The following is a 26,368-nucleotide window of genomic DNA, read 5'->3' on the forward strand; positions in this document are numbered from 1 at the left end:
GTGAAAACGCGTCTTCGTCAATATCCGCAAAAGCCCGTAAGGCGTGTCTCAGTAAGTCGATATCGGCCATGTCTGGATGCACAGTTTTTAACGCAAAGGCGCAAGGTATTTCGCAAAGAACGCAAAGATTTATATCCATTGCGCCCTATGCGAAATACCTTGCGCCTTTGCGTTAAAAAATCACGATGTTGCGCCGACGAATTTCAGCAAATCACGGTAGATGATATTATTCTTCCAGAATAGTTGTGTGGCCATGGGAATGTGCTTCTTACCGGGCAACGTGGCAAATTCATGCTTGATACCGAATTCCTGAAGTCGCTGACGGAACCGCTTTGAGCTGTCGAGAATGCTGGGATAGGTATTCTCACCTACGTATACCAGCATAGGCGGGCTACTCGCTCCTACGAAATAGATGGGCGATACCGTACGCCAAACGGCGGGTACTTTCCCATAAGCCACCAGGTAAGACTCGTCGCCGGGATACTCCATTTTGGTAAGGTACCCAAACATATCTAAGCCTGCTGCATCATCGAGAATAGCCCCTTTCACTGGATTTTTAGTCATTCCTAATCTGGCAAACAACTGTGTATCGGTAGCTAGCAAAGCCGCTAGTCCTCCACCCGCCGAGTGGCCCATTACGAAAATTCGGTTCGGATCACCCCCATAGCCCCCAATGTGCTGCGTAACCCACTGAACGGCCCTGGCGCAATCATCGGCCATAGCGGGCACCTGAACGTTAGGCGAAAGCCGGTAATTGATAATTACGGTAACCACCCCCTGTTTGGCCAGACGCCGACCAATAAACCAGTAAATATTTTTGTTCCCGCTATTCCAGGCCCCGCCATGAATGAACACAACCACGGGCCGCCCCGTAGCCGATTTTCCGCGTGGGGTGTAGATATCCAGCACATGACGTTCGGCGCTGAAGTCAGGAGCTGTTGGCAATATATAAGGCACATCTTTGGTACGTCGGCTGTTCACCGAAATAGCGTATCCACTCATTGAAAACAGGAATACAACCAGTAAAATCAGGGCGACAGGAACTTGCCAGAGTAATCGCAAAAGAACCATTTTGGGGGACCTCATCAGAAGGAATTAGACACTGCGAATTCCCGCAGATAGACGTATAGTACGTCAATACATACCACAAAAATAAAGTTCTGGATTGGTACGAATAAATAAAGGGTTGATAAACACAAAGGGTACGTAGCTCATAAAAAGTTATTGAGTTATTGGTTATTTGCTGACTATCAAGGCTTAGCCAATGACGAATTACCTCATTACTTAATAACCAGTACTTACTGACAGAGCTGATTATATGCCAGCACCATCTCCCCAAATTGGTTCCAGTTGCGTCGACTGGCCATTGGATAGTGCCTGATAAAGGCCGGGCAATCGCCAAATAGCTTTTCATGTACGGCTTCCATGTCGCCCCGTTTGGCTAGTTGTGCATCCCGACCATTTTTCAGGACAATATAGCTAAGATCCTGCCGGTTGGTCTCGAACGTAAAATTTCCGAACGTGTACTCAGATGTTTTCTTCCAGCCAGCTACATCAAAATACAGGGCAACTCCCCCACCTGGCGGGGTCAGGCGCTCCAGTAGCATAGGCTTATCACTACGTCGGGGATTAGGGACACGTTCAAAAATCACCATTTCCCGGTCTCTCGGAATGTAGCCGGTTGCGTACGCAAAATCGGGTATCCGTTGAGCAAGTAGCTGTAGTTCAGACCCTTTTTGTTTGATCTTATTCCCATCATTAGTGCGAATGACGACACTCGCGGGAGAATCGTTCAGGAGTGAACCGACCCTTATCTGGCCACGGATGGTATCGTTCTGGAGTGTAACCACGTAGCCTTCGCTCCACATCGTAATGGCACCAACCGGGTTATACTGTGCCCAGCAAAACGTAGTGGTTAGTAGGGCAGCGGCAATCAATATAGTTCTCATAAATGGCCTTACATACATGAACAATGGCGAAACTAATTAGCCTGGCTACCATACCGAACAGCATTCTGCATGAACCGTAGAATAAGCCTTGTGAACGGACGAAGTGAGCGTATAAGCTAGTAAAAGGAGCGTATTGACTTAATACGCTAAACGATATATTGTGCTTTTCCCACTACTTATCGACCCAATTCCTCCCACTGTCAACTCCGGCTGGATAGACCTCACTTAGCGCCCTACTTTTGAGACGGTTTACAATAGACCACTCTCTTTTTTTAACGCCTTAATCAAGTTAACCAACCATGCATAGTGTATTTCTAGCGGCATTGACAGCCAGTCTGTTTATCGTCGGTGCTGTCCGGGCCGATTGTCCACCTGTCCTCACCAATGGGAAGCTCCACGGCATCCTGCCGGTTGTTAACCAAACCGTTACCTATACAGAAGTAGTCGATTGTGGTACGGTTTCGCAGGCCGATCTATTCCGGCGGGCCCGCCTGTGGCTCACTCAGTCTTTCCACTCACCTACCGATACCTTTTCACTGAACGACAAAGAAACGGGGGATTTAGTCGGTCGTGTTACGCAAGTGGTGACCCTCCCCCGATCCGAGAGTTCGGCAGGGGGCGTTTATACATTTCGGTACAGCTTTATTGTGGAGTGTAGTAACCGCAAATACCGGGCAACTCTTACGCAGATTACGCTGGAGAATCCCGGAAACGCTCGCCCAATAGCTATTGAAACCTACTGCGAGAAGAACGAGAAAGATCTTCAGGGTATCTATTCAGAACTCGACAAACACCTTAAAACTACGCTGGTAACCCTTCAGGAAAACGTCAAGAACTACAAAGCGTTTTGACAACTGAATCACAGTCCCTCATCGAATGAATCGTACAACAGTTGCCTATTTAATAGGGCCTGAATTGATCTGGCTTTTAATGCTCACGGTTGCCGCCAGTATCGTTGCGTTTAACCAACCGATTGTTAGCGGGGGCCATTTCAAACTGATATGGATGAATTGGTACTTGCCTACAGTTGGGGTTATCCTCGCCTTCATACCCTTGTTTTGGGCACAGGGTAATCCATGGTGGTGGCTGGCTCGAACGATTATCTCTGGCCTGATAGGCGTTGGTTTGCTAGTCGGTTATTTATCTAAATCAGCCAGTTACGATGACATTCGGGATGTAGGCGTTATCATGGGATCTCTTTTATTCGTTGGGATTGGCTGGACAATATTGTTAGGAGTAGGGTCAATCGTTTTGTTTTTCCTGATGGCCCACTGGCCATTTCTGCCGGTGTTGAAATGGATATTAATTCTACTCTCTCTGGGGCTTATTACATTGAGAATCTCGTGGGAACTTATGTAATTATGAACCGTACCCTTACCTATTTGCTCGGCCCCGAACTGGTTTGGCTGGGTATGCTGGCCATCACCGGACTGATTAGTAAGCTTAGCCAGCCACTTCCGGCCAATGATCATGACAAATTGCTCAACATCGGCTGGTTCCTGCCAGCACTGGGCGTTATCTTCGCTTTTACAACCTTCTTCTGGGCAGCGGGTAGCCACTGGTGGTGGTTAACCCGGATTGGCATTGCCAGCCTAATTGGCAGTTACTTTGTTGTTAATTTTTTATGTGAAGCTGCCCGCTACGGCGACAGTCGCGACTCAGGAATCGGCTCGGCGTTTATGGCCTTTATTGGGTTAGGCTGGATGGTTCTATTCGCGATGAGCTTTTTAGCCGCTCTCTGCTTTTTGGTCAAATGGCCTTTCCTGACTGTCTTTAAATGGCTGTTGATCGCTATCGGCGGGTTAACCATCCTCGGGCTTCTCATCGGCTGGTTAGCCTCATTCGGTGCTACTAAAGGGTCCTGATTGCGCTAGCAATCCAGAATCCACGTTCCGAAGGGCTCTATCCAGTGTTTATCTCCATGCGCTAAGTCCAGTGGTAGTTTTTCCGAAGGGACAGGCGTAATTCGATAGCCTTTCTGAAAAGGTTCAGGCAGTTGGACCGGCAAAGGATGGTCGGTGTGATTCGTAATCAACCAACGCCGACGCTCTCCCTGAACAAGCAGTAAAGTACTGCACGCCAGCGGATTGTTCGTTTTTGTATGCATCACCTGCCCTCCCCGAAATACCAGTATTTCAGCCAATAACACAGCAACCGGATACCGTTCAGCCGCTTCGGAAACAATTCCCTGCTGGCCAACGGTCTGGTAATACGTTATGGCTCCTGCCCCTGCTTCGGCCAGATACTTAATGCTACCCAGGGTCCAGCCAGCTAGCCAGCGTGAGGGTTGGCGGGCATCCGTTTTCTGGGCATTGCTCAGGATACGATTGGCTGGATCACGCGCATCGGGGTTGAGCCGCTGACGCAACGTAACAGACGATACATACACAGCCGAAGCCCCAGAGAATGACCTCGCTGTCTGTACCGTATTGCCCTGTCCATCAACCGTTTCTACAATCGATCGTTTATCGAAGGCGTGTGCCTGCGGGTGAACGGCATAACTGATAAAGTCCAGACCCTCTGTTGAAATCCGGTTACGGTTCAGCTCTGTAAAGTTGTAGTTTGTTCCTGCCCCGACACGCGTATGCGGTAGTTCATGTCGTACCGTATTGAGTGCCAGACGAAGCATGTCAGCATTGGAGACAACCTCATCGGCTGAGAGCACCAATAAGTCGGACACAACTAGCTGGCTTTGCTGAACTGTATTCAGAAACGCCCGCAGTTCAGCCGTATAATTGGCCGATAGCTGAAGGGCTACCAACAACGGCCAGCCCAGCGTTTGTGCAGTAGCAACGTTCAGCAAAAACGTAGTCTCCCAGTCTGCCTGACGGGGCGATACGTCGATTCGATAGTGGTCGAACGAGCAGGACTGTACTGCCTGAACAAATGGCTCCGAAAGCGTATTGGTTTCGGTTGAGGCACTTACACCGAGCGCAGGCAAGGCTGTTCGTTGTTCGTCAACCACCTGGATAACAATGTCGTTGAAATTACTTTCAGGACGGCTTGGCAACGGTTGTTCAGGGCGAAACAGAATTCGCTGGTGAACCTCTTCGCCTTTCTGAAGCAAAACCGGAACGGGAAGATTATGTGGCGTACAGAACGTCTTGAACGACGCATCGGTCCAGTTACGCTGGTCTTCCGTTTCAAAGATATCGCCACTCATTTCCAGCTTAAACCAATACCGGCCCGCGTGGAGCCAGCGCATGCCGGCTAGTAGTTTAAATGGGTTCTCCGGGTCGATGATCTGCGGAAAATGGCTTACCTCGACCTTACCATCGGGATGAATCAACTCACACGGCTGGCCAGCCGTACCCAAAATAGGGTGCAGGATGCAGAAACCCGCCCGGTTTTTCAGGAATGGCTGGTGCGCAACTCCATCGATAGTCATCGAAAACTCACCCGAGGCTGTCCCTTCGGCTACGACATCCCAGACAAAAAACGTTGTGCCATCCTGCTCATAGTGGCAGGTGTAACTTACGCGAAATCGGTCAGGATCAACTGTCCATTGTTCATTCGAGAGAATGGGGGGCCACGTACCCCAATTTTCATCCCGAATCGCGAAGTAGACCATTCGCAGAATCTCATGATCCGCCCAACGGAAATACCGAAAAAATCCATTTTCGTAGCCGACTGTCAACGGCCCCATCCGCAGTTCGGTGAGTGGAGGCAGTGGCGTTTCGGCTTCGTATACTGTTTGGTTCGTGGTCATGTATAATTGGCGGATTGAATCTAAAGCACAACCCTTAAAGCCTCATTTCCTGATTTTATTCTCAAACAGGAAAACCCCATTCTTGTTGGCAATAACGATATCGGGTTTCTTGTCGCCATTCATATCCTGCGCCACAATGTTAAGGCCTGCACCTGAGTCATTATCAACGATATGCTCTTTATAGTAAGGCTCCTTGCCGGGTGTAAACTCAAACCACATCAGGATACCCGGATCACTGTCGCCAGGGTCCCGACCGTGGTGGGCCAGAAATCGCTTTCCGGTAATATAATCCTTTCGGCCATCGCCGTTCAGATCAGCCATAATAGACGAATGCGTCTGAGCGGTGGTGTTGCTCATCAGGTGGGTTTTGAAATTGATTTTACCCTGTTCGTCCATCACCTGCTCATGCCACCAGACGCCAAGCTTGTGCGCCGATGCACTGACTACGTCGTTTTTCCCATCCCCATTTACATCCAGAACCTGCATATGTGAGCAAGGCTCACCCAGATCGGCCGGATGAAACACCCAGTTACCGGATTTAGTATCGACGGTTCCTTCAAACCAGCCTTCCCGAATCACAACATCCTTACTGCCATCTTTATTCACATCACCATAGCCGATGCCATGAGAAAAAATCTCAGTTCCGGGCACATTTTCGGCACTCAGAGCGAATCGTTTCCATTCCGTTTCGCCGGGTTTTACGGGTGGCTTTAACCAGACAATCTGTTTCTTCGCCTTATCGCCACACAGAATATCGAGTCGCCCATCGCCATCGATATCAATAAACCCCGGCGATTCGTTGGCAATACCCACGGAATCGGCAATAATATGCTTGCTCCACTCACCGGGCTTGTTCTTCGGGTTTTCAAACCAGAAAGCAGGTTTACCAGGAAAGTCGATGATAACGACATCGTCCCAGCCATCCTGATTGACATCCATGCCCAGATTCAGGAATGAATCGCTATACTCCTTTCGCGGATCGTATACGCGGGACGGAGCCATCTCATGACGGGTCCAGTTAGGGGCTTCGAACCAATAATAACCAGCCACGATATCCATTTTGCCGTCTTTATTCAGATCGGCCACGGCAACCCCTTCCGAAATAAAATCGCGGGTGAGGGTGGTTTTCTTAAAGTTGCCCGCAGGAACAACCGTACTGGTTGCTCGGGCATCCGTATTACCTGCCTGCTGCTGACGTACCTTGAACAAGGTTTTTTCCTGCTGGCCATAGGTGCTCGTAAGCAAGCAGGAAAGGAGGATAGTGCTTAGACTTAGCTGTTTATTCATAGTGTAGGTTCGTAATCTGAGGGCTTCGCCCCCAGTCAGACTATGTAACCCTTCAGGGTTATGAAGTAATGGACTTTTACATGGCGACTCCGAATCTTACTCCTCCAGCACCTTGGCAATCAACGCCTGGAGTTCATGAGTTTCGTGCGAATGATCCAGTTTACCCACCCGGTCGTTCAGGTCTTTCAGCACTTTCCTGGCATCGTCTGTACCGATGGCCGCGATCCGCTGAATGGTGTAGGGCAGTTGCTTGGGCATTTTTGATTTTTGGGCCATTTCCAACGCCCGTTTCATGTCGATGGCTGCTAGCGGTTCAGACGCATACCAAAGCAGTAACGGCAGGTTATGATCGTCTTTATCCTCCGATTTCTGAACCAATGCCTCCAGCACCTCCCAACGCTGGCTCGGCTCCAGCCGAAGCATAGCCGAAGTCAGATAAAGTCGTACCAGCGCCGAGTTATCTGATTGCGCCAGAGCGGCTAACCGTTTCAGCGTTTCTGTAGAAACGGCTTTGTTTTCGGCCAAAAGTTGTATGGCCCAGCTTCTGACGTATTCATTTTCATTGCTCAGCAAATCAGCCAGTTCCTTTTCGGTCAGACCTTTGGTCACGTGAAGGGCCCAAAGCGCGCGAAGTTTACGGGTAGCATCGGGGTTTTTAGCGAGAATTTCTTTCAGAGCTTTATGCACCTTCTTATTCGGGCCACGCTCCTGCAAAATGGTTCGAGCCTGACGCACATACCATTCGTTTGGATTTAGCTGGGCAGCAACCAACTCCATGTCCGATGCCTTGGTCAGATCCACCTGTACCCATTTATCGTTTTCATGGGAGATTCTGAAAATACGGCCCATGGTTTTGTCGTGTACATCTGGATTAGGGCTGTGACATTGGTTTTTATCGTACCAGTCAATAGCCCAAACCGATCCACTGGCATCGTACTTGAAATTCAGCCACTGCGACCAGGAATCGTTCATGGCCATGAAATCAGGTTTGTGGGTAACCACATAGCCTGAACCCGTACGGGTTGGGTGATCCTGGTTAAACCGGGCTCCGTTGATATTATTCATAAAAATATCATTGCGGTAGTCCTGGGGCCAGCTACCGCCGAGGTAGATCATAGCTCCGGAATGGGCATGACCACCACCCGCCGAAGCCGACCGGAAGTTACCGGCATGCGGTCCCCGTTCGCCCAGCCAGTGTACGTGGTCGGCATGGGTTTTAATGTCGTCGTAGGTATAGGGGTTAAAATGCTTGCCACCCTGACGCTGGTACCGTCCGCCCTGGATCATGTGATACATGTGCGGAATAACACAGGCCGTGATGAATGCATGCCCGTAGTCGTTGAAATCAAGTCCCCAGGGATTGCTAGTTCCTTCGGCAAAGAGTTCGAACTGGTGGGTGGTTGGATGATACCGCCACACACCCGCGTTCAATTTCGTTCGTTCCGAATCAGGAGCGCCTGGCTTACCAACATTCGAGTGGGTAAATACGCCGTGGGTGCCGTACAGCCAGCCATCGGGTCCCCAACGCAGACTGTTCAGCGTTTCGTGAGTATCCTGAGTACCCCAGCCATCGAGCAGCTTTTGAGGTGGTCCGGTTGGTTTGTCGTTTTTAAAATCTGCCGGAATGAACAATAGATACGGTGCGGCCCCAATCCATACACCCCCCATACCCACTTCAATACCACTAACCAGGTTCAGTCCTTCGGTAAAGACCTTCTTCTTGTCTAGTGTTCCATCGCCATTCGTATCTTCAAAAATAAGGATGCGGTCTCGGCCCTGACCTTCGGGAGCCGGAACGGGATAGGTGTGTGATTCAACTACCCAAAGTCGGCCACGGGGGTCGAGCGTAAAACAGATTGGTTTGACAATATCCGGTTCGGCGGCTGCCAGTTTGATGGTAAACCCGTTGGGGGGCGTCATGGCCTGAGCCGCTTTGAGACCAGAAAGGCCCGCATTCAGGACGGGATCTAAGGGGGGTAGTATGATAATGTCTTTTTGTTTCAGCTCATTCGGGAAGTTCGGGCGGGTGGGATAAAACAGAAACTCATCAAAATTGATATGCGCCCATTTATCATTCGGGATGTAAGGAATCTGCGAAATACCGGTCTCGTTGTCGACAATCCGAATGAAGATATCCTGATTCAGATACGGTTGTAAATCAACCACAACCGGCTGAAGGGTTGCCCGCCCCTGCCCTGTACTGTGAAAAATGACTTTATCTGTACTGGCCTGAACAAGTTCTACCCGCGTATCCTGCAACGCCCCACCCGACACCCGAAACGCAGCAAAGGGCTGTGTGACCGTAAACGGTACCGATGTTAACGTACCGATCTGCTTATAGTTTGTGGTGCCTCCGCTGCTCAGGAAATACGTTCCGGCAAAACCAATCGTCATGTCTTTTTCATGAACAGGAGATGGGTCCTGATCGAAAATCGGGCTGGTAAACGCATCGCCGGTAGCGGTCCAGTCTTTCAGCGTACCCGTCTCGAAATTCAGATTTAGGGGTTGTCCGTTTTTCATGGGCACCTGTCCGGCAATGGTTGCTGTTGAGATGGTCCCTTCTACTACCTCAAAACTTCCAACCATACCCGCAGCCCGGTGGCCCGGAACGGTACAGTAATAGGTATCGCTTTTATCGGCAGTAAATGTGATACTGGTGCTCGCTCCCTTCTCCTGAATGGTCTTGCTTTTGAGACCCAGTTTTTCCAGAGCGATATCGTGCGTCATTAGCTCGGTATCCGTAATGGTAATGCGGACCCGGTCGCCTTTATTGGCCTTTAACGTCGGATTACGGGTTCCGTCCTTGGCAAAGTAGCCCAGCATAGATGCTTCCAGTCCATACTCCCGGTCAACCTTCTCGGTTTCCTGAGCAGGCTTCGGTTTGGCAGACTGTGCCGTGCTGTACGTACTGGGCAGAAGAATGACAGAAAAAAAGAGGATGAACAAACGAAATTTAGGCATAGGAATAAGTCGTAAATTGTTCAACATTAGGCAAGTTACTAATTTTCAAATGGGTGAGTAAGCGCATTCTATTTGGCCAGCGGCTAGTTGGGTATTTACAACTCAGATATTGTCAGGTCTCGGAATTCAACCTGGGCGACCCCTCCGCTATGGATCTGAACGGCAATGACTCCTTTTTGAGGGATTTTACTATCTTTTTCAATGTAGTCGCAGGTTTTCACGCCATTGATGTACAACTCGTGCCGGTTGCCTTTACAGCGGATGATGTAGCTATTCCAGCCGTCTTCTTTCAGGATACGCTTCAGAATGCTCAAGTCTCCGCTTACTAATTTCTCCCGTCGATGTTCATCATATAGGTCACCCCAGTAACCATTGCCAATGTCGGCCTGATAGCCAATGATTTTAGTACCCTCAAGGATAGATCGGTATTGAATGCCACTATTGATCATGCCCGTAGCCGGATCGCCATGCAGTCGAAACAGGCAGCGAAATTCAAAATCGCCGTATTCTTTTAGGGTATGCAGATAGGTGTTTTCCGGAATCTTTTTAACACCGTCACCGCTTTTAATCATGCTGTCGGCTACAGACCATAAGGCTGCCTGTGCCGGATCGACGGTTTTCCAGCCAGTCAGGGTTTTTCCATCAAATAAGGATACTGTTTTCCCCGGTGATTGGGCAAAAACCGGTAATCCACCCACGATTTGACAGAATACAATAAGGTGTAAGGTTAGAAATCGGCCTGAATAGCCTGACCCAGAAAAAAAACAATTCCAATATGATCTCATCCTTTTCCTAATTTCGGATACTGTCCTGCTTGTGTCTCTATAAAGTGGCAGCAATCCCCCTTATTACTCATTAGGTTAGGGTGTATTTATTTTTTAGACAGGATTACAGGGTTAACAGGTTTTTTATCCCCTGACAACCCTGTTGCTCACATAATCCTGTCTACAAGGAGGAACCACCTGTGCCGATAATCAGCCGAATTATACGTGGCCGAACCCCTCAGGCTACCCTTTAAATCAGTTAATTTATCTGGTAATACTCACTTCAGGTATCGCTTGGCAGGAGCCAATACGTTGCCACGTGGATAATCGACACCCTGATAACTGGCGGGTGAGTTAGGATCTCCACGAGTATAGCTGGGAAGCTTCGGGTAGGGATAGACAGGTCGTAGGAATCGAACGCCATTAGCAGGCACTCCACCCGTAAAAGCTGTCGCAATCAGTTTATCGGGTGTAATACCCTTTTCGACCCAATTTATAAGAGCCGTTACTATATCATGCTCGCTATCCTGAGGAACATTGAGGGCCAGAGTCTGCCCACAATCGTTTAGTCCCGGTCCGCCACTACAATGAGCCATTCCTGGAATCAGGTAGAAGCGAAAGAAATCCGTCGTTCGGTTTAGTCCTCCCTGCGCTTCAATTACCCGCTCATAATACGTAACGGCATCCTGAAAAGGAACAAGGGGATCGGCCGTCCCCGAATACATGATTAGCTTTCCGCCCCGCTTTTTCAGGGGCTCTAAATCAGGATTGTTCGCGTTTAAGATCGGCGCTAGCAGTGAATCCATCTTGTCCTGATCCCGATCAAAGTCAAAGGTCGAATAGTCGAAGTTGCTGCCAAACACCCATTTGTACTGGTAAAAAAGTGAAGGGGGAGACTGTTTGGGATTTTGTTGATACTCCAACCCGGCTCCTGAATTTTCGCTCCCCAAGGGTATCGGCGTATAAATTCGCTCGCCCGTCCGGGGATTGGTTGGGCCAGCGTAGATTTTTTTCAGAGCCGTCACTTGAGCGCTGGTGAAGCAAGTACCATCGTCAGTACCATTGGGGCATTTGGGAAGCGTTTCCGGATCGAACTGGCAGGCACGGGGATCGGTCAGGAAGTTATCGCCGGGCGCGCCCCCATCTTTACCGGCACAGGCGTTGATTACAGCACTGGTGAGTAGGGCTATCTTTTCCTTTGGCAGAAACGCGCTGCCCGGTACCTGATTCGTCACCTTATAATTCCAGACAAAACCCGTATGTAAGTGAGTCCGGTTATTGGCGGGGGCTCCAGCCAGAATTCCGTTGTAATCATCGGGATACCGCTGCGCTTCCATTAACGCTTGTTGCCCACCCGTTGAGCAACCTGCGAAATAGGCATGGTGGAATGGCTTTTTGTAATACGCCTGGGTAACGGCCTTGGCAGTCATGGTCATTTCGTGCGTAGCCCGGTACCCAAAATCCACCCATCGTTCAGGGTGGCCAACGGCCTCGTTGGCGTTGGGCGACGTTCCCATATCGGTATTGGTCGTTGCAAAGCCACGTTTTAACCCATTAGCCAGTGCTGAATACGAAATACCCCCCGCCCCTCCGCCGGTACCCGTACCCAGAAATCGCTCATTCCAATTGGTCTGCGGAAGCCACACTTCAATCCGAATGGTTGATTCCGGCCTGGGCTTTAGCGTAGCCGCCACCCGGCAAAAAGCAGGTAGATTAGCAATGGCCTGACTACTACCCGGTGGTGTGAACGACCCCGCCGGTACACAGTCAGCCGTGGTAATGGTAGCTCCCGGAAATGTCATAGCCGCAAGTCGTTGGCAGGCGCACTCAGCCGTAGTTGATGAACTACCCGTCGTATTCGGTGCACGTTGGGTCTGGGCATGCAGGCCAGGCGTATTCAGCAGAAAAAGAAGCGCAACGGCGAACAGATAGTTTTTATAAACCATGTTGATTACCAGTGAATCGGTTCAGGAATTGAGTTCTGTAGCGTTTAGGGACGTATTCGTACCCAATACGTCCTCTCTTCTAAACCCGAATAACCTTAGTCCTTACTTACGTCCTGCCCCTAAAGAAGCTAAACAGGAAAGCGGTAACCAGGAGGCTTGACCGACTTCATTCTCAATTAATTTAGAAAGATTTCAAATAGATGTACTTTGATAGACTATCTGCTTGTATATTTGTGTCAACTAGAAGTGGAATACTCAAAACTATGCAAGTAAAGTACACGGCTGAATTATACCGTAACGAGAAAGGGGCAACTTATCAGTGTGATCTTACGAATCGGGTCATTGTTGAGTTTATCGATCTTGAGATTCAGTTTAGAGTGCAGGATTTTGCTGCGTTTCGGCGGAAAGTCAATACCATAGATATCAAGGCAATGTTGTTCGATCTGTCGGATGCGGGCGATTTTAAAGTCCTGGAATCGCCAGCCAACCAACTGGCACATCGCCTTACGCTTTGTGAGATCATTCAACTTCGTGACCTGCTCAACGGCACAAAGTTCGCTCTGGATCTCAGATCAATGCTTCAGGAAACATTGGGCGAACTGGTAGCTTAAGTATCAGTAGTTTTTTTGTTAGACTGATTCTAAATTTTCGGCAAATTCTTCTTGTTCAAACAACAAAGGTCTATTTTGCGTCTTATAAATTAAGAACCGCCTAAAACTATATAGCTATGAAGGATTTGCTCCGTATGCGCACCTCGTTGAAAGAGGAAATTGAGATTGCGCTGAACGCTCAGGTAAAAATGGAAGCTGAAGCTTCTCAGAAATACCTGGCTATGGCCGCCTGGTTAGAGCAAAATGGCTACGAAAAGTCGGCTAATTATTTCTACAAACAGTCGGACGAAGAGCGTGGGCATTGCCTGAAAATATTCCGTTATATTACAGAAGTAGGTGGCATCGCCATAACCCCTACGGTTGGCGAAGTGCAACAGGAATACGCCACCTTCAGAAGTGTTTTCGAACTAGCTTTACAGAGCGAAATAGCCGTTACCTATGCTATTAATCGGATCGTGAGCAAATGTCGTCAGGCAGAAGACTACGCCACAGAAGAGTTTATGATGTGGTTTGTGAAGGAGCAGCGTGAAGAAGAACGCAACGCCCGGCGCGCCCTCGAATTAATTGAACTCATTGAAGAAACAGGAACCGGTAAGTTTGTCCTTGATAAAGAGATCGCTAAAATCGGTGGTGAGTAATAAAGGTTCGTCAAACCTATCTTAGTAAAAAATCCAGCACCTCAATCAGGTGCTGGATTTTTTACTTTTCGAGAATCAACTCGTTGAAAAGCGACTGCACCTGCCATACCGAGACGTTGCTGAACCAACGATTTTGGGGCTGGAAACAAACAATAGGGGCTTCCTTACATCGGTCTGTGCAGTCTATTTTAATCAGTTCGACGGTGTCTTTTAAGCCATGATCTCGAATCGACTCTTTCAGTTGTTTACGCACTTCTTTGTGTTTGCCGCATTTGCTGCCATCGCACACAAAAATGGATTTTTCGGGAAAATTTAGTTTATGACTCACGTTCTATACCTGCTCTACACCCAGTGATTACCCTACAAATATAGGGTGAATTTAGCTGTCCCATTCGGGTGAGTACTCAATCCACTGGTCCAGTAAAAAATCCGCCAGGTCTAATCCAGCGTCTTTTTCCTCTTGGGTGGCATTATCTTCCAGATAGGTCGATACCGTAATCTGAAACCCCTGCGCGAGTAGATCCCCAGCCACCCGGTTCCAGCGATCAAAGGCACTCCCATCTTTCGAGAGGTCTGGAAAGAGTTCTATTTTTCGCCCGCGTAACGGAGCCAGTCGCTCTGCGTTTAAGTAAGATAAGGCCCCAACAGCCAGCCAGATAAAACCAGGGAAATAAGGAGTGCTGATAACCGCCGTTTTGGGTGCTTCGACAATAGCCACCGGCTGATCGGCTGGGGCGGTCAGCAACTGTGGCAACCCAAATAAACAAGGCGACTTTTGAACATCATTACGCTCATCGAGGTAAGCCGCCAGCCAGGCTGGGTAAGGCTGGTTCAACGCATCGCACCGCCGGGCATAGGCTGAATGCACCCAGGAGGTTCTACTTCTCCGTTCACCATCCTTTACTACGTATTTGACCGTATGGAATGTATCGTCAAATAGTTTGATCTGGCCTCCCCGTATGCGCTCCAGTTCGTCGATGTACCAGAAAACACAAGCCCCCGGCCAACGGCCCGACGTACCAATAGCAAATCGCTTCAGTAGCGTATCGGCAACCGGCACCCCGAAATGGCGACGCAACAGGAACGCAAACTGATTGAGATGATAATGGCCCAGCGACTGGTTAAAAACGTCTTCAGGAATCGTAAAAACCGGGCTCTGTTCAATAGGCAGCCCGTTTCCACCAGGGCGGGCTTCGGGCTGGTCAAACAAAAAAGCAGCAACCCGTTCGGCTTGTTCGAGGGTGGCGCTCTCCGTGTGAATCAGATTCGCAATGATGCTTTGTTTCGATACCCCTTTATGTTTCTGCTTAGCCGCGCTGGAAAACCAGGCCCGAGGTATAGGTTTGCTTGTGTAACGCGCTTTCACTTCATCAGCATACGACAGGCCAGATGGACCTTTCTGATACGGGTTGAGGTGATAGCCACAATTACTTTCCCGATCACACCGGCCATACTGATCAGGTAACGGTTCACCGGTTTGCGTGTCTACATAGCGGCTTAACGTCCTGCGATGTTTAGGCCCACAATTCGGACAGTCCGTTTTGATTGCTTTTTTTGGTAACTGATATCGAAATGTAGTTTCAGGCATGAGGCACTGTCTGAAATGAGAAGCATTCAAGTTATGGAATAACCGAATTTACGCAACAAACAGTGCCATTATACCGGCATATTGCAGTTATTCATAATCTTTAGTTAATCGATAGTTCAGCGTCAGGCTTAGGAATCCCTAAAAATTAATTCAGTCAATATATTAACAATGAGCGATTTAAATACGATTTTAGAGCAGCAATTAAGCGTTCTCTCTACGTTTATCATTGATTATTCTGAATATCCATTTAATTTTCATCTGTTTATTTACTGTTACCTCCTAACCCATGAAAAAACATCTCCTAGTCTACAACTCAGTCAGATTGGCTATACAGGCCACTCTAAGTACCCTCCTTGTTTTAGTAACCCTACGACTATCCGCTCAAACTATCACTACGGTAGCTGGCTCTTTACTGAAAGGAGACGGTGGCCCGGCCACCAGTGCAGCCCTGAATAATCCTGCCGGTGTAGCCGTCGATGGCAGTGGGAATCTGTTTATTGCCGATCAGACGAATCACCGCATCCGTAAAGTAGCCACCGACGGTACGATTACTACCGTAGCCGGTACAGGCTCCTATGGCTACAGTGGCGATAACGGCCCCGCAATTAATGCCAACCTGGGTAATCCTTCGGGGGTAGCGGTGGATGGAACGGGCAATCTGTTTATTGCCGATCAGAGTACCCATACCGTTCGCAAAGTAGCTACCGATGGCACCATCACCACCGTAGCCGGAACGGGTACCCAGGGCTATAGTGGTGATACCGGACCAGCTGTCAATGCCAATCTGAATAGTCCCTATGGGATTGCGGTGGATGGTAGCGGCAATCTGTTTATTGCCGATCAGGCAAACCACCGCATCCGTAAAGTAGCTACCGACGGCACCATCACCACCGTAGCCGGAACGGGCACCCAAGGCTATAGTGGTGATACCGGACCAGCTGTCAGTGCCAATCTGAGTACTCCTGCGAGTGTAATAGTAGATGGTGCTGGGAATCTGTTTATTGCCGACCTGGGAAATAATCGTATCCGTAAAGTAGCCACCGATGAGACTATTACCACCGTGGCAGGAACTGGCAGTTTTAATTTTAGTGGGGATAATGGCCCAGCTACCAGTGCAGAATTGGCCGGCCCCACGGGCGTGGTTCTCAACGGGGGGAATCTGTTTATTTCCGACCAGTCAAATAATCGCATTCGTAAAGTAGCGACCGATGGCACCATCACCACCGTAGCCGGAAACGGTACTCAGGGGTTTAGTGGAGATAATGGTCCCGCTACCAGCGCCAATCTGAGCAGTCCATCTGGTATAGCAGTGGATGGCACAGGAATCCTTTTTTTTGCCGATCAGACAAATAACCGAATCCGTAAGGTAGCCACCGACGGTACCCTTACCACGGTGGCGGGCAATGGCACAACCGACTTTAGTGGGGATAACGGACCAGCTATCGATGCAGCCCTGAATAGCCCATCTGGTGTAGCGGTCGATGGCACAGGGAATCTGTTCATTGCCGACCGCACAAACAATCGAATCCGCAAGGTAGCTACCAATGGCACCATCACTACCGTGGCGGGTACAGGCACCTATGGTTTTAGCGGGGATAATGTGGCAGCAATCAGCGCAGATCTGGCGAATCCAACGGGTGTGGCGGTGGACGGCAGTGGCAATCTATTCATTGCTGATGCGGGCAATCACCGTATCCGCAAGGTAGCTACCAATGGAACCATCACTACCGTAGCTGGAAACGGCACCAATAGCTTTGGTGGAGATAATGGCCCAGCCACCGATGCGGCTCTGGCGAATCCAACGGGTGTAGCGGTGGACGGCAGTGGCAATCTATTCATTGCTGATGCGGGCAATCACCGTATCCGCAAGGTAGCTACCAATGGAACCATCACTACCGTAGCCGGAAACGGCACCAATGGCTTTAGTGGGGATAATGGTTCAGCCACCGATGCGGCCTTGACTAACCCAACGGGCGTGGCGGTGGACGGAATGGGAACTCTGTTCATTGCAGATCAGACTAACCACCGCATTCGTAAAGTAACTACCGGTGGCACCATTACTACGGTTGCCGGTACAGGCACCAACGGATTTGATGGAGATAATGGCCCGGCCACCAGCGCTCAACTAAATACACCTTCAGAGGTAGCGATAGATGGCAATGGCAATTTATTCATTGATGATACATTTAACCACCGCATTCGTAAGGTAACCCCCGATGGTACCATTACTACCATAGCTGGCACTGGCTCTCAAGGGTTTAGTGGAGATAACAGTGCGGCCACCAGTGCCCAGCTAAATGCTCCATTTGGCGTAGCCGTCGATGGCACTGGCAATCTGTTCATTGCCGATCAGGCGAATAATCGTATCCGTAAGGTTAGTGCGCCAGCCAGCGTGAGTGTAAGCCCAGCCAATCCAACAGCCGTTTGCGCTGGCAGCAATTTCAGCCTTACGGCCACTGCACTTGGCTTCACTCCCGCTTCGTATTCCTGGAGCAGCCAACCCAGCGGACTAACGGCCAGTGGAGCAACGCCCACGTTTACAGCCCCTTCTGTGGCCAACCCAACGACTTATACACTAACAGTTACCGCCACCGATGGTACGGAGACTGCAACAGCGAGTGTCACACTATTGGTCAATGCCTTACCTGTGGCCAGCTTGACAAGCAGTGGCCCCCTGAATGCTAGTGTGACCAGCGCGACACTAACGGCGAGCGGAGGCAGTTCCTACACGTTTGGCGGACCAGGCCTGGTAAGTCAGAACAGCGTATCCGGCACAGCACTGGTCAATGCGTCAGGAATCTACTCGGTAACCGTTACTAATAGTGCTGGTTGCACCAATATCGCTAGTGTTTCACTTACAGGTACAGATTTAACGCCTATCCTGATTTTACCCCAGGCTAATTTCCCCACAACGGGTAGCGTAGGCAACTTCCTGGTGAATATTTTTGAAGTAAATGGGCTACCAACCTCCATGAACAATGTGACGATTACAGTGACGGCCCCTCCAGGGTATACCGTCTCATTTACCAATGGACTCACGAGTATCGATGTATCGGGAGGTAGTGAAAACCCTGTACCTGTAGATAACCCAAACTGGTCCGTAACAAATACCGTGTCTGACCGCCAACTCACACTAACCATGGCCAATGGTGGATTTATTTCGGCGGGTGGTAAGGCCGTATTAGGTTTCAGTATGACTCGTACAACGGCGAATTCGGGCAGCTTATGCAATATCCAGGTGAATGTTAATGATGATGCTTCACTAACCTATGATGGCAACTTGTTAAATAATACCTACTCCCGAGTAATTAACGCCCTGTAAATCAGTGGGGGTCAGCCTCCGTAATCGAACTTGATTACGGAGGCTGACCCCCACTGATTGTATCCTCTTTTACGAACGCTCGTAAACATCACTTACTATCCTTTTTTCGGGTCCAGCACAACGTGTTTAATGCGCTGGCGTTTCCAGGTATAGGTTACGTGAACAAGACCATCGGCGGTTTGAATCACGGCTGGATACGAATATTCACCCGGTTCGTTTTCGAGAACAGCCAGGGTTTTCCAGGTTTTACCATCGTTGGAAATGGCGATATCGAGGGGTGTACGTGGCCCACTCTTACCCATAACAGGCGACGTTGGGTTATAAACCAATACCTGCCGACCATCTTTCAGGGTCACAGCATCTGTACCTGAGTTAGGATTAGGAAGGGTCGTTTTCTGCAAAGGAGACCAGGTTTTACCATCGTCCTTCGACCAGGTTTCCAGAATGAATCCACTTCTCTGGCTACGGCAAAGAGCCTGCAATTGCCCATTTGGGTAAAACAAAATACTTGGCTGAATTGCCCCATCATTTATTCCATCGTTGATCGGGGCTGTTTTCTGCCAGGTTTTTCCCCAATCGCTGGTTCGCTCGAAATGCACCCGCCAATTATGATCTTCCGAGCTTGTTGGACAGAGTAAAGCGCCCGAAGCCAGTAAAACCGGCTTGTTTTTAATGGGGCCTAAAATACCATCGGGCAACCGCTCCGCAGCCGACCACGTTTTCCCTCCATCTGTTGACCGTTTCAGCAAGCCCCACCAGGTTGAGGGACTGGGACCAACTTTGTAGAATAAAATTAATTCGGCACCCGGTACCTGAAACAAAACCGGATTCCAGCAAGGCAAACGCTTGCCATCGGGTTGAACACCCGTTGCTACCTCAATGGGTGTTGTCCAGTTCGTTCCCGTTTGGCTACTCACCCAAATACCCACATCAGGATGGCGCTCATGTGTGCCTCCAAACCAGGCCGCTACCAGGCCCTTAGGCGTTTCTGCCAGGGTGGATGCATGACACTCCGGGAAAGGAGCCTGTTCATAGATCAATTCGCTGCGAAGAATCGCCGGGTTGCCCGATTGCGCTAAAACATGGTGTGCAATCAGGAAAAAGGGAATAATAAGAGAGAAGGATAAGGTTTTCATACCCCAACAATACGATAAGCTAAACAAATTAGCTAGTCGCTTTACAAACTTCATTGCAGATGAGTGCAGCAAATGGAGTTGGTAGGAATAATGGATGACAATTGTCATCCAATGCATTCATTGCCATCGGCACATTTCTTGTAATACTATAGATATGAGCCAACTAACCCTTCAAAACTAACAGGCTTATACTACAAGAATAATACCCATTAAATATACCCATAAGAGTATAGTGAATACAATTAATTTATATAAAAATCTAGATATTACTATTTATTTAACCATTATCCATAGTCAAATCAGCTGGAATTTCTGACTAATCCTCAGCTGACAAAGAAAAAAAACAGTGTAAGCTGACATAAGCATGTTGCCAAATATCATGCCAAATCCATTAAAGCCCTAGAAGGGAAAACCGACATTAGCCCATTTTTCACCGTTTTCAGTGAATCTAAAAATTGCTTTCCACACTAAAATAGACTCATATGATTAACAATTACAAAGAAGTAAACAAGGTCGCTGGAGTACGCTTATTTCTATGGCTTTTCTTGCTCATTCCGACCCTTGTTTCTGGCCAATTCCAGCTTACTTTCCCGGTATCCAGAATCGTTTTTCAGCGAGACAATTCGAATCAGGCCGCCGTTCCAGTTCATGCCGTAGTACCTTCGGCCGTCACACAGCTTAAGGTACGGTTAGTTGTGCGGCAGGGTGGTACAACTACAGGTTGGACAACCTTTACGCCCACGAATGGTGCGGTTTCGGGCCGTGTCCTTTCTGTTCAGGGAGGCTGGTACGATCTGGAAGCCGAAGCCTTTACGGGTGCGGTGAGCCTGGGTATCAAACGAATTGAACGGGTGGGCGTTGGCGAAGTTCTACTTGCCTCGGGCCAATCCAATGCGCAGGGTTTTCCGTATACGACGGGGGCATCTGATGATCGCGTTTCCTGCCTGAATTATTATGATGGACAAATTACCGAATCCCGCTTTCCCTTAGTGTTTAGCCACTTATCGGTTCCAACGTCGGTTGGCCCAACAAACTCGTCCTACATCTATGGTATGCTGGGCGACAAGCTTGTACAGCGGTTGGGTGTACCTGTCCTGATTTATGGATCGGGCATTGGTGGCACATCGTCCCTTCAATGGCGTCAATCGGCAGAGGGGCAGGTTATTCCGGAGAGTGCTCAATGGGACGGAGCCGATGACCTACGACCGTACCGGGCCATCAAGGCAACCTTGAATCATTATGTGCGCAGAACGGGCCTTCGGGCTATTCTTTGGCATCAGGGAGAATCCGACAAAGGCAAGCCCGCTTCAGATTATATCAGCAACATCCAAAAACTCATCGAGGTCAGTCGTCAGGACATAGGCGTTTCAACGGTGCCCTGGGTCATTGCGCGGGCTTCCTGGATTGACGGTAGCCCTGACCCTGCTATAGTTCAGGCACAGAATCAACTGATTTCTCAGGTTCCGTATTGCTATGCAGGGCCTAATACGGATCTGTATGATAACAGCTACCGGCAGGAAGGTACTCACTTCCTGACTTCCTTTTATCCGCAACTGGCCGAACTCTGGAATCAGGTCCTCACCACCAGTTTCTTCCAGCAGTCGCCCCCTTACACATTGCCTCAGGATGCACCCCGGATCACGGTTGGCCTGCCCCAGCCAGCCTACCAATATCAGGGTGGCCATTTGGTTATTCCTTTTCTTGACGAAGCGCCGGATGGCCCCGAATCAGGGGTTACCTATACAGCTCAGTTAGTTTCTTCGACTGGCCAGTTTGTCACCAATCTGGGCGTGGGAAATACCCGCCCTTTACGTGTTACGCTCCCAGATAATCTGACGGCAGGAACCTACCAAACCCGGATTGTGTCATCGGCAACATCATCTACCCTTAGCCCGCCGATTACAGTTTTTGCGCCAACCTATCCCAAAAAAATGGGCACGGGACTAACCGGGCGCTATATGAGTGGTTCCGACCCAAATGGCCCAGCCTTATTTACGCAAGTGGATGGGCCACTGGATATGACGTGGTTTGATACAGGCCCTACTCCCTATATGCCAATCCGTGATTGGATCATCAGCTGGACCGGTCAGGTAGAAGCTCCGGTTACAGGTACGTATACGATTAAAACCAGCTACGACGACGCCATCCGTGTCTGGATAAACGGGCAACTCGTAATTGATGATATAGCAGCTCATGCCTGGCCTTTCTACATAAAAGGACAAATTACCTTGCAGGCAAATCAGCGGTACGACATTCGGGTTGATTTGTTGCAGTACTGGTACAATGCCCAGCTCCGATTGCAATGGATTGTGCCAGGTACCACACAGGCGGTTTATATTCCAAAAGATCGGCTCTATCCATCTACAACGCCAGTGACCACATCAGGTACGTCGCTCAAAGTCGTTTTCCCAAGTCCTCGAGCTGTATTTCAGAGAAACAATGCCAACACCGGCCAAATCAATATAAAGGGATTATGTCCAGCCCAAACCGAACGTGTTGAGATCAGGGTTTCGCCAGTAGTATCGGGTTATGGACAAAACAGCGATGCATTTGTCGTATTGGACAATCAACCTGCTAATGGTACGTTCTCTGGCTCTGTTACGGCAACTGGTGGCTGGTATAATCTGGACATACAGGCCATTGTCCAAAATAAGGTGATCAGCCACATCCGGGTAACCCCTGTTGGCGTAGGGGAAGTGTTTGTTATTGCAGGGGAGGCTAATGCACAGGGGATTAATCCGATCCGGTCCGTTGTATCCACAACCGACGACCGCGTAAGTAGTGTTCCTCATGTCAATTATACCGACACAACCCGGCTTCCGCTACCTCCTCAGTTCAGCACGCTGGCCGCCGATAAACCGATTGGCCCACACGGTAATACGGCCTGGTGCTGGAGTGAATTAGGGGATTTATTGACCACTCGGCTAAATGTGCCCGTTCTGTTTTACAACACCGCCTGGGCAGGCACAACCGTTCGTAACTGGCGGGAAAGCATGGAGCAGGGAAATACAACTACCCTGGATGGAACCCCCATGCCAGCAGGTATGCCCTACAGTAATCTTAAACGAGTCCTGAAGGACTATGTTCCCCTGACAGGCTTACGAGCCATATTATGGCAACAGGGTGAAAGCGAGTACTACTCAAGCAACCCCCAGGCAACAAATTATGCAACCGATTTAAAAGCGATGATTAATCGAAGTCGATCTGATGCCGGTTTTGCCCAACTTCCATGGATAGTTGCCCGAGCTTCGGTCGATAACACGACAAGCCTTTTATACCCATCCGGGAGTTACGAACCCGTTACAAATCGACAAAATGAGGTTATACAAACAACGGCACAAGTGCTGGCTGGCCCCATTACCGATACAATCCAGATACCCAGGCCCGGTGGTATTTATTTTCAGGGAACTGGTCTTACCCGATTATCTAAAGCCTGGGATACAGCCCTGACAAGTGCAGTCTGGGCAATGACAAGCCTGGCAGCCCAGCCACCAACCGTAAGTGATCTTAGCCTGATAGCTCAGGCAGCCACTCGGGTAAATGCAGTAAACCAGGACATTCCCTTTAGAGTAACTGTTGTGAATGAAGGTAAAACAACTGCTACGAATGTAAAGGTGCGTAGCTTTTTACCTGATCATCTTCAATTTACGGGGAGTTCATCGATGTCTCTCGTTCAGGGTAGCCTACTAGCCTCCATTCCTAGTCTGGCCACTGGTCAACGAACTACGTTATCTTTTACAGCCCGGCCCCAGTTGCCCGGCTCTTATCAGGTAGCCAGCGAAATCGTTCGGGCTGATCAATTGGATCAGGATTCGCGACCAAATACCAGTATTAGTGATGGCGAAGATGATGCAGCCTGGGTAGACTTCCGTACACCCGAAAGCACAGCATCGGTATTTACGGTTGCCACCTCCCCAAATGCGCCAGTGTTACCTGCGGTTGTCAGTGCACAGCCCTTCGCTGATCCAAACAAAGCTGATCTTAGTTTACGATTAATGACAAACAGTTTGGCAAGCTTGTCGAATGTGCCTATTTCCGTAAGCCTGATTGTGAAGAATACGGGCGCTTTGACAGCGCAAAATGTGCAGATTGGTTGCCTCTTACCAGCTGGTATATCATTTATCAGCAGCCCGAACATGAGTTTGGTTAGCAACACGGTTCGCGGTACGATAGCCAGCATTCCTGCGGGCGGGGTATCTGTACTCACATTTACCATTACGTCTACAGCAGCCGGGAACAAAGTCCTTCAGGCTCAAATCGAAGCGGCTACTCCGCTGGACCCAGACTCTACACCCAATAACGGGTTTACGAATGGGGAAGATGATATGGCCACACTAACCATCCGAGTGGGTGGGATCACGCCCTAAACAAGTTTAGGGCGTGATCCATTTACGATCGGAGGTTGGTCAATGCTTTTTCAACGTCTTCCTTATAATTCCGGCCAATCGGAATTGGACTGCTATCTTTCGACGAACCGGTCAACACCAATCGGTTGCGTTCGATCCGGGTGATTCGCGCAACTGCTACGATGAAGGATTTGTGGACGCGAATAAACTGGTTCCTGGGAAAAATGTCATGCATGGCTTTAATGGAGCCTTTCAGAACAATTTTGCCGGTTGTTGTATAGATAATAGCATAATCTTTCAGCCCCTGAATATACACCACGTCATCAACAGTCAATTTGATCCGTTGCACACCACTTTTCACAAATATGGACGTCGACAAATCACTGGCAGGGTTGTCTTCCAGTCGGGCGTTTTGTTCTTTCAGGGATAAAAAATCACGAATTTTATGGATGGTCTGGACAAACCGGGGGAATGAAATGGGTTTTAGTAAAAAGTCGATAACGCCTAACTCAAACCCTTCAAATGCGTAATCGCGGTAAGCTGTTGTGAAAACTGTAATGGGCGGATGAGGCAGTATTTTCAGAAAATCAAGGCCGTTCATGCCGGGCATCTCAATGTCCAGAAATAGTATATCAGCTTCGTGATTTTCCAGATACAAAAGCGCATCGTACGCATTGCCGAACTGGTGCACAGGCCCAATAAAATCCAATCGGCTGAGATAGCCTTCCAGCACGTCACGAGCCAGTGCCTCATCATCAATGAGTATGCAGTTTAACATGGTAAAAAAGGAGTAAACGCAAAGAAGGTTACGCAAAGAGCGCAGAGAAGTAATTTGCGTGCACTTTGCGTTTATATTTTTAAAGTTTATTGTCAGCAAATGAGATACATAAAGCCGCCTTGTACGTATCAAACCCATCTTCTGTTTGAAGTGTATAGCGTCCGGGATAGAGTAGCTCCAGGCGTTTTCGAAGATTGACAAGGCCGATACCGCCTTTCTGCCCGTTTGGCTGAACCGCTGGTTTATTGTTTTCTATCGTCATTTCCATGGCCGTTGGTTTCAGCGTCAGTGTGCCATGTAGCCAGGATTTCCCTACCTGTTTACCAACTCCGTGCTTAAACGCATTCTCAACTAAAGGCAGCAGTAAAAGTGGCGCAATTTCACGCCCGTTTGGGTTTCCGGTGATAGTGAGCGCAATGTCTGAATGGTCTCCACAACGGATTTTTTCCAGCTCGATGTAATTCTGCAAATAGCCAATCTCCTTTTCGAGGGGCACCCGAACATCATCGCTATCATAGAGCATATACTCCATCATTTCGGATAACTTCAGGACCATATCCGGGGCCAGATCAGATTTTTTGAGCGTCAGCGCATAGAGATTATTCAGGATATTGAACAAAAAATGGGGGTTCACCTGCGACCGTAAAAAATTCAGTTCGGCCTGTAGTTTCTCAACCGTAATCTTCTGAATCATACGCTGCTGCTCGTACCAGTCGATACTTAGTTTCAGCGGGACCATCAGCCCTAGATACCAAAGGGTGCTGAAGAAATTGTACGATATCGTTTCGATCCAGTCGCGATTTCGGGTTGGGGCAATAACGAATCCGTAAATGATAAAATCGTAAAAACCCTGTACTAACAGATAGCAGAGTATAGACAAAAGTACGAGTGAGAAATAGCGAAGATAACGCCCTGTCAATAAATAACGGGGTAAAAAATAATGCAGATTAAGGTACGCAATCCCAATTAGCAACCCAACCCGGACAAGTACACAAGCCGCAAAATAAGGCAACCCGGCCTTGTAAATCAGGTATCGTTTCTCGTACAGAAAAAAGCCCGTAATCAATACCCAGTAGGCCGTATGCACCAGCGCATATTTAACCGGGATGGTTCGGTTTGAAAGTGGAATTTTCACTCGTCTGTCCAGAAAGTCCATAAACTGGTAGCCTGGACGGCCACGTCCGGGAGAATACTATGTATGTCAAACCCGGATGTGGCCGTCCAGGCTACTACGCTGTAAATGAACGCAAAAGAAAAACACCCTGAAAATTATATCGACCAACGACCAAAAAAGTAGAGAAAGGGAATTGACGTCCGCAACTCGTCTATTTTT

Annotated in this window: 20 protein-coding genes; 8 read left to right on the top strand and 12 right to left on the bottom strand. The window is 49.0% G+C overall.

Translation table 11 applies throughout. From position 1 onward, the window contains the following. Positions 1-180: 180 nt before the first annotated feature. Positions 181-1,071 carry an alpha/beta hydrolase gene (locus tag EXU85_RS25325; protein ID WP_142776830.1) on the bottom strand — a complete coding sequence of 297 codons (891 nt, stop codon included), beginning with the start codon at positions 1,069-1,071 and terminating at the stop codon, positions 181-183. 227 nt (positions 1,072-1,298) lie between these two features. Further along, positions 1,299-1,949: a hypothetical protein gene (locus EXU85_RS25330; RefSeq protein WP_142774761.1), complete on the bottom strand. Its 651-nt coding sequence runs from the start codon at positions 1,947-1,949 to the stop codon at positions 1,299-1,301. Between the two features lie 299 nt (positions 1,950-2,248). On the opposite strand from EXU85_RS25330, the gene EXU85_RS25335 reads away from it, so the two are divergent. Genes EXU85_RS25335 through EXU85_RS25345 form a run of 3 tightly spaced genes read left to right on the top strand, consistent with a single transcriptional unit; the run spans position 2,249 to position 3,814 of the window. Then, positions 2,249-2,800 carry a DUF4468 domain-containing protein gene (locus EXU85_RS25335; protein WP_142774762.1) on the top strand — a complete coding sequence of 184 codons (552 nt, stop codon included), beginning with the start codon at positions 2,249-2,251 and terminating at the stop codon, positions 2,798-2,800. Positions 2,801-2,825: 25 nt separating this feature from the next. Beyond that, positions 2,826-3,308, top strand: a complete 483-nt coding sequence (locus EXU85_RS25340; protein ID WP_142774763.1) for a hypothetical protein — start codon at positions 2,826-2,828, stop codon at positions 3,306-3,308. A gap of 2 nt (positions 3,309-3,310) precedes the next feature. Continuing rightward, positions 3,311-3,814, top strand: coding sequence for a hypothetical protein (locus EXU85_RS25345; protein ID WP_142774764.1), 504 nt, complete (start codon positions 3,311-3,313; stop codon positions 3,812-3,814). A gap of 5 nt (positions 3,815-3,819) precedes the next feature. Here EXU85_RS25345 and EXU85_RS25350 read toward each other — a convergent pair whose 3' ends face one another. The 5 genes from EXU85_RS25350 to EXU85_RS25370 form a co-directional block, all read right to left on the bottom strand. Further along, entirely contained in the window at positions 3,820-5,658 is a 1,839-nt protein-coding gene (locus EXU85_RS25350) for a hypothetical protein (RefSeq protein WP_142774765.1), read from the bottom strand. Positions 5,659-5,700: 42 nt separating this feature from the next. Continuing rightward, on the bottom strand, positions 5,701-6,945 hold the full coding sequence (locus tag EXU85_RS25355; RefSeq protein ID WP_142774766.1) for a VCBS repeat-containing protein: 1,245 nt from the start codon (positions 6,943-6,945) through the stop codon (positions 5,701-5,703). A 96-nt stretch (positions 6,946-7,041) separates the two neighbouring features. Further along, complete coding sequence (locus EXU85_RS25360; RefSeq protein ID WP_142774767.1) at positions 7,042-9,906, bottom strand: PVC-type heme-binding CxxCH protein; 2,865 nt, start codon at positions 9,904-9,906, stop codon at positions 7,042-7,044. 95 nt (positions 9,907-10,001) lie between these two features. After that, the gene (locus EXU85_RS25365; RefSeq protein WP_246859241.1) at positions 10,002-10,604 is read right to left on the bottom strand and encodes a DUF1080 domain-containing protein; all 603 of its coding nucleotides are present in this window, start codon (positions 10,602-10,604) and stop codon (positions 10,002-10,004) included. Between the two features lie 344 nt (positions 10,605-10,948). Further along, positions 10,949-12,616 (bottom strand): tannase/feruloyl esterase family alpha/beta hydrolase, encoded by a 1,668-nt coding sequence (locus tag EXU85_RS25370; RefSeq protein WP_142774769.1) that lies wholly within the window; start codon positions 12,614-12,616, stop codon positions 10,949-10,951. Here EXU85_RS25370 and EXU85_RS35500 point away from each other — a divergent pair. The 3 genes from EXU85_RS35500 (at position 12,615) to EXU85_RS25380 (ending at position 13,865) form a co-directional block, all read left to right on the top strand. Continuing rightward, positions 12,615-12,776: a hypothetical protein gene (locus tag EXU85_RS35500; protein WP_168207869.1), complete on the top strand. Its 162-nt coding sequence runs from the start codon at positions 12,615-12,617 to the stop codon at positions 12,774-12,776. The two genes, EXU85_RS25370 and EXU85_RS35500, sit on opposite strands and share 2 nt — an antisense overlap. A 103-nt stretch (positions 12,777-12,879) precedes the next feature. Beyond that, complete coding sequence (locus EXU85_RS25375) at positions 12,880-13,227, top strand: hypothetical protein (RefSeq protein WP_142774770.1); 348 nt, start codon at positions 12,880-12,882, stop codon at positions 13,225-13,227. A gap of 116 nt (positions 13,228-13,343) precedes the next feature. Continuing rightward, complete coding sequence (locus EXU85_RS25380) at positions 13,344-13,865, top strand: ferritin (RefSeq protein ID WP_142774771.1); 522 nt, start codon at positions 13,344-13,346, stop codon at positions 13,863-13,865. Between the two features lie 61 nt (positions 13,866-13,926). On the opposite strand, the gene EXU85_RS25385 is transcribed toward EXU85_RS25380, so the two are convergent. Beyond that, a complete protein-coding gene (locus EXU85_RS25385; protein WP_142774772.1) occupies positions 13,927-14,193 on the bottom strand; it encodes a ferredoxin in 267 nt (88 codons plus the stop codon). Positions 14,194-14,244: 51 nt separating this feature from the next. Continuing rightward, entirely contained in the window at positions 14,245-15,453 is a 1,209-nt protein-coding gene (locus EXU85_RS25390) for a DUF6371 domain-containing protein (protein ID WP_142774773.1), read from the bottom strand. Positions 15,454-15,739: 286 nt separating this feature from the next. Here EXU85_RS25390 and EXU85_RS25395 point away from each other — a divergent pair, with 286 nt between their 5' ends. Continuing rightward, entirely contained in the window at positions 15,740-18,775 is a 3,036-nt protein-coding gene (locus EXU85_RS25395) for an NHL repeat-containing protein (protein ID WP_142774774.1), read from the top strand. Between the two features lie 95 nt (positions 18,776-18,870). On the opposite strand, the gene EXU85_RS25400 is transcribed toward EXU85_RS25395, so the two are convergent. Next, positions 18,871-19,911, bottom strand: a complete 1,041-nt coding sequence (locus tag EXU85_RS25400; protein WP_142774775.1) for an exo-alpha-sialidase — start codon at positions 19,909-19,911, stop codon at positions 18,871-18,873. A 482-nt stretch (positions 19,912-20,393) separates the two neighbouring features. Between EXU85_RS25400 and EXU85_RS25405 the strand changes: the two genes are divergently transcribed. Beyond that, positions 20,394-24,278 carry a sialate O-acetylesterase gene (locus EXU85_RS25405; RefSeq protein ID WP_142774776.1) on the top strand — a complete coding sequence of 1,295 codons (3,885 nt, stop codon included), beginning with the start codon at positions 20,394-20,396 and terminating at the stop codon, positions 24,276-24,278. Positions 24,279-24,300: 22 nt separating this feature from the next. Here EXU85_RS25405 and EXU85_RS25410 read toward each other — a convergent pair whose 3' ends face one another. Then, positions 24,301-25,035: a LytTR family DNA-binding domain-containing protein gene (locus tag EXU85_RS25410; protein WP_142774777.1), complete on the bottom strand. Its 735-nt coding sequence runs from the start codon at positions 25,033-25,035 to the stop codon at positions 24,301-24,303. Between the two features lie 79 nt (positions 25,036-25,114). Next, a complete protein-coding gene (locus tag EXU85_RS25415; RefSeq protein ID WP_246859242.1) occupies positions 25,115-26,170 on the bottom strand; it encodes a sensor histidine kinase in 1,056 nt (351 codons plus the stop codon). Positions 26,171-26,368 lie beyond the last annotated feature (198 nt).

This window comes from Spirosoma sp. KCTC 42546, assembly GCF_006965485.1.
Taxonomy (GTDB): Bacteria; Bacteroidota; Bacteroidia; order Cytophagales; family Spirosomataceae; genus Spirosoma.